Source organism: uncultured Agathobaculum sp. (assembly GCF_963927765.1).
Lineage (GTDB): Bacteria > Bacillota > Clostridia > Oscillospirales > Butyricicoccaceae > Agathobaculum.
On the sequence record NZ_CAWVCU010000098.1, the window covers coordinates 1 to 5,701 of the forward strand.

The 5,701-nt window shown below is 53.2% G+C and carries 3 protein-coding genes; 2 read left to right on the forward strand and 1 reads right to left on the reverse strand.

The window, feature by feature from the left end; genetic code table 11:
• Positions 1-126: 126 nt before the first annotated feature.
• Positions 127-3,858: a phosphoribosylformylglycinamidine synthase gene (locus ABGT74_RS09070; protein ID WP_346705279.1), complete on the reverse strand. Its 3,732-nt coding sequence runs from the start codon at positions 3,856-3,858 to the stop codon at positions 127-129.
• Between the two features lie 390 nt (positions 3,859-4,248).
• Here ABGT74_RS09070 and rpe point away from each other — a divergent pair, with 390 nt between their 5' ends.
• Positions 4,249-4,932, forward strand: a complete 684-nt coding sequence (gene rpe / locus ABGT74_RS09075; RefSeq protein ID WP_346705280.1) for a ribulose-phosphate 3-epimerase — start codon at positions 4,249-4,251, stop codon at positions 4,930-4,932.
• 62 nt (positions 4,933-4,994) lie between these two features.
• A complete protein-coding gene (locus ABGT74_RS09080; protein WP_346705281.1) occupies positions 4,995-5,618 on the forward strand; it encodes an HAD family hydrolase in 624 nt (207 codons plus the stop codon).
• Positions 5,619-5,701: the final 83 nt, after the last annotated feature.

Here is a 5,701-nt window from a genome sequence, read left to right on the forward strand (position 1 = left end):
GTTCCAGCATCTTATTCACCACCACCTCTATTTTACCTCATACAAATGAAAAAGCCCAGCAATAGCTGGACTTTTTCGACAGACTGAGCGGCGGCACATATGTGCCGCCGCTTTATTTTGAAAGAATCACTTGAAATACTTGACGCCGTTTGCAAAAATCGGCTGGTACTTTTCGCCGTAAATATTACGGCCAACAAAGGGACTGTAACGCTCTGTGTGACCCATCTTGCCGAGCACACGGCCGTCAGGGGAGGTGATACCCTCGATTGCACACATGGAGCCATTCGGGTTCCATGCGATATCCATGGACGGATTGCCTGCAAGATCGGTATACTGGAATGCAATCTGACCGTTCTTCGCCAAATCGTCAATTACATGCTGCGGCGCGACAAAACGGCCTTCGCCATGAGAAACAGCAATAGAGTGCAGATCGCCAACCTCGCAGGAGGACAACCACGGGCTCTTGACCGATGCCACGCGCGTGGTCACATAACGGCTCTGGTGGCGACCGATCAGGTTGAAGGTCAGCGTCGGATCGTCGCCAGTCATCTCGTCGCGGATCTCGCCGTAGGGCACAAGCCCCAGCTTGATGAGCGCCTGGAAGCCGTTGCAGATACCGAGCATCAAACCATCGCGCTTGCCGAGCAATTCATGAATCGCGTCCTTGATGCCGGGGCCGCGCAGGAACGAAGCGATGAACTTGCCAGAGCCATCCGGCTCGTCACCGCCGGAAAAACCACCCGGCACAATGACCATCTGAGCGCGACGAATAGCGTTTTCCAGCTGCTCCGCGCTCTGTGCAAGCGCATCAGCAGAATAGTTACGTACTACGATGATCTCTGCCTCACCACCCGCGTTTTCAACTGCGCGCGCTGTGTCATATTCGCAGTTGGTACCTGGGAACACCGGAATAACAGCCAGCGGCTTTGCCGACTTGACAGCGGGCGCTTTGGTACTGCGCTCGGTATAGGACACAGTGGTAAGATGTTCGTCTACAGCTGCAGCCTTGGTCGGGAATACGCTTTCCAAACGATTTTCAAATGCATTTGTCAGTTCATCCAGCGTGACCGATTCGCCTGCAACAGTGATCTTTTCGTCCGCAGTCGTGCGGCCAACCAGCCAGTAGGCGGGCAATTCTTCCGCCGCTTCGATCAGGATGCCGCCAAAGTTCTTAAGGTACAGTGCTTCGGTCGGGAAAGATTCATCAAACGCAAAACCAATCTTATTGCCCAGCGCCATTTTGCATACACCTTCAGCGATGCCGCCAGTAGACAGCGCCCATGCGGATACAGCCTTGCCGGAAGCAATCAGGTTCGCAACCTCATTCCAGACATGCTTCATGGTCTGGTAGTCGGCAGAACCATCCTGATTGTACGGTGCATCGAAGAAATAAACCGGGTGATCCGCTGCCTTAAATTCAGGCGAGATCAGACGAGACGCATCTTGCGGGGCGATGGCAAAGGAAACCAGCGTCGGCGGGACATCCATATCATCAAACGAGCCACTCATGGAGTCCTTGCCGCCAATTGCGCCGAGGCACAACTCTTCCTGCGCGGTATATGCGCCGAGCAACGCAGAAAGCGGCTTGCCGAAGCGCTTCGGGTCTTTGCCCAGACGCTCGAAATACTCCTGGAAAGTAAGGTAGGCGGTTTCAAAGTCACAACCTGCAGCAACGAGCTTCGCCACCGATTCAATTACTGCAGCTGACGCGCCGAGGAACGGATTCTGCTCGGTATAATAGGGATCGAAGCCGAACGCCATAACAGAAGCCGTCTCACACTGACCATTCTGCGCGGGCATGGTCGCTGCCATGACCTGTGTCGGGGTCAGCTGGTACTTACCACCGAACGGCATAAAGACCGAGTTTGCGCCAATCGAACCATCGAATCGCTCAACCAGACCGCGCTCTAAGCAAATGCCAAGCGTGGATGCATGATTCAGCAGCTTTTCGGCTTCATCCTTGCCCTCCGGCAGGCAGGTGATGGATGGTTCAGACAGGGGAGCGATCTCTGCAGTGACATGCTTGGAACAGCCATTGGTATTGAGGAAATCACGCGAAACGTCTACGATTGTGTTGCCGTTCCACGTCATGCATAAGCGGTTCTTGTCCGTAACCGTCGCGACGACGACCGCTTCAATGTTTTCCTTAGCCGCAGCAGCAATGAATGCATCCACGTCCTTGGCACGCACAACAACCGCCATGCGCTCCTGCGATTCGGAAATGGCAAGCTCGGTGCCGTCCAGACCGTCATATTTTTTGGGAACCGCGTCCAGATTGATATCCAGACCGTCAGCCAGTTCACCAATGGCTACCGATACGCCGCCCGCGCCGAAGTCATTGCAACGGCGAATCATGCGAGTTACGTTGCCGTCGCGGAACAGGCGCTGGATCTTGCGTTCCTCGGGCGGGTTTCCCTTCTGGACTTCTGCACCGCAGGTTTCGAGTGAAGCCTCGGTGTGCTTTTTGGAGGAACCGGTGGCGCCGCCGCAGCCGTCGCGGCCAGTCTTGCCGCCGAGCAGGATAACGATGTCGCCCGCCTCGGGTACTTCGCGAATAACGTTCTCGAGCGGCGCTGCACCGACAACCGCACCGATTTCCATGCGCTTAGCAACGTAACCCGGGTGATAGATCTCATGCACCAAACCGGTCGCAAGACCGATCTGGTTGCCGTAGGACGAATAGCCTGCCGCTGCGGTCTGGCACAGCTTACGCTGCGGCAGCTTATGTTCAAGCGTCTCGCTCAGCGGCACAGTCGGGTCGCCTGCGCCGGTGACACGCATTGCCTGATAAACGTAGCTGCGGCCGGAAAGCGGGTCACGGATCGCGCCGCCAAGACAAGTCGCTGCGCCGCCGAACGGTTCGATTTCGGTCGGATGGTTATGGGTTTCGTTTTTGAACATCAGCAACCAGTCTTCATAATGGCCATTGACCAGCGCCTTTACCTTGATTGAGCAAGCGTTGATTTCCTCGGATTCGTCGATGTTCTTCAGATATCCACGCTTTTTGAGCACCTTTGCACCTGCAGTCGCAATATCCATGAGCGTAACCGGGCGTTTGGATGCCTTTTCTTCACCGTAGACCTCGATGCGTGCTTTCAAATAGCGGTCAAACGCATCCTGCACCATCGGATCGTCAATCTTAGTGCCGTCGATCTCGGTCAGGAAGGTAGTGTGGCGACAATGATCCGACCAGTAGGTATCGACCATGCGCACCTCGGTGATGGTCGGATCACGCTTTTCTTCGTCACGGAAGTATGTTTGTAAGAATTTGAGGTCATCCAAATCCATGGCAAGCCCCATGCCGGTGAGCAGATCATTCAACGCAGACTCATCCATGTGGATGAAGCCAACAACCGAGGCAACCGTCGTCGGAATCGCGTAATCGACCTTGAGGGTCACAGGCTTGTCCATGGATGCTTCGCGTGCCTCAACCGGGTTGATCAAATAGCCGCGGATCTTGTCCATATCGGCATCCGACAGTTCGCCCTCCAGCACATAGATTTTCGCCGCAGCTACCGCAGGACGCTCACCACCGGTCAGCAACTGAATGCACTGAGCACAGGAGTCCGCCCGCTGATCGAACTGGCCAGGCATCGGCTCGACGGCAAGCACAGTATGAGCGCCCGCCGGACGGGGAAAATCCTCATCATAGCACACATCGGCCATCGGCTCAGAAAAAACAATGCCTTTGGCTTTTTCATAGGCTTCGGGGGCCAATCCCTCGGTGTCATAGCGGCAAAGATACCGCACATGTGTCAGGCTTTTGACTTCGAGTAGGTCATGCAGGCTGGAAAACAGGCTGCGCGCTTCGACATCAAAGCCGGGCTTTTTTTCGGAATAACAACGATTGACGCTCATGGATCGTGTCCTCTCCTTCATCAAATAAAAAGATATTTTTATTTTACCTGTTCTGCAAGAATAAATCAATCGGTGAGGACGACAAAATCTGAAAGGATTCGGGAGAATCTCTGTATGTTGTTTGCGGGAAAACAGGTGAGATAGACAAAACACCCTATCTTTCAATAGATCACTGCTTTCTTTCGAACAACGGTGCATGAAAATTGCATAAGAAGCAACCGGAAAAAGGTTTGAAAAAGTGAAAAGATGCGGTATAATGAAACAAAAGGGGAGCGGCATAAGCTGCCGCTCCCGGTATTCGAAAAAGCTGGCGGCGGCACGTGGCCGCGCAAAGCCCGCTTATCATCAAAATATGCCGTGCCCCTGCGTGCGGTCACAGGAGGAAGCAATATGGAAATCAAACTGTCTCCGTCCATTCTCTCGGCGGATTTTGCCAATCTCGAGCGCGATATTAAAATCGCAGCCGACGCAGGCGCCGAATACATTCACGTCGATGTGATGGATGGGCATTTTGTCCCGAATATTACGATTGGCGCACCGGTGGTCAAGGCGCTGCGCAAAGCAACTGATAAGGTGCTCGATGTACATCTGATGATTTCCGACCCCGACCAGTATCTGGACGATTTTATCAAAGCAGGATCAGACATCATAACGGTTCACTATGAGTCCAACGGCGATACTCTGGAGCAGCTCAAGAAGATTCGCGCAGCAGGCATCAAGGCTGCCTGCGTCATCAAGCCCAAAACACCGGCGGAAGTATTGTTCCCGTTGCTGCCGTATTGTGACATGGTGCTGATTATGACAGTGGAGCCTGGCTTTGGCGGACAGGGCTTCATCCCTGAGTGCATGGATAAGATTCGTGCAGTGCGCGCAGAGATCCAAAAGAAAGGTTACCAGTGTGAACTGGAGATTGATGGTGGTGCTAAACTCACCAACACTGCGGATATTGTTGCCGCGGGCGCAGATGTTATTGTAGCGGGTTCTGCGGTGTTTGGCGGAGATATCGCAGCCAACGTTCGCGGTTTCCACGAAGTATTTGCTGAAGGCGTTGCCAAAGCCCAGTGGACGAAATGAGAAAAATTAAAAGCGGACGGTTTCCGCCGCCCGCTTTTGTATGCAATCTTGGAGGATAGAAAATGCATTATATAATTTTTGATGTTGACGGTACATTGATTGATTCCGCACCTGTATATCTACCTGCGCTTGGGCAAGCATTGAACGATCACGGCTATACCCCATCACCTGAGCAGATACAAACTGCATTCGGCATGACCGGTTGGCAGGGACTTGCTTACTGCGGCGTTCCAGAAAATGAATTCGATGCCGTGATGCACAGTTGGGAACAGGAAGCATATCATCACTTGGAGAGAGTAAAGGTCTATGGCGGCATTGTTGATACGCTGCGTGCCCTCAAAGAGAGCGGAAACAAACTGGGCATTGCCACTTCGCGCAATCGTTCCCAATATACGCACGGTGTAAAGCCGCTTGGACTGAGCGAATTCTTTGATGCCGTTGTCTGCTCCGACGATGTAGCAGATCCGAAACCTGCTCCAGACGAATTGTTTGAATGCCTCAAACGAATGGGAGGCACCATTGAACAAGCAATCTTTATTGGAGACAGCGCATACGATATGCAGTGTGCACGTTCGGCCGGTGTCAAAAGCGGATTAGCCTTATGGGGCTGCCATGATCCCGAGAAAATGCAAGCCGACGTTCGGCTGGCACACCCCAGTGAAATCTTGAAAATGTTAAACCAATAATAAAAGGGCCTGTTGCAAAATAGGCCAAAGAAAAAAGACAGGCAGGGCAGCCCGAAAAGGGTTGCCTTGCCTGCCTTTTTGCT

Bases quoted from the DNA above. Each gene is read 5' to 3' on its own strand.
- ABGT74_RS09070 (WP_346705279.1), bottom strand. From the start codon at position 3,858: ATGAGCGTCAATCGTTGTTATTCCGAAAAAAAGCCCGGCTTTGATGTC.
- rpe (WP_346705280.1), top strand. From the start codon at position 4,249: ATGGAAATCAAACTGTCTCCGTCCATTCTCTCGGCGGATTTTGCCAAT.
- ABGT74_RS09080 (WP_346705281.1), top strand. From the start codon at position 4,995: ATGCATTATATAATTTTTGATGTTGACGGTACATTGATTGATTCCGCA.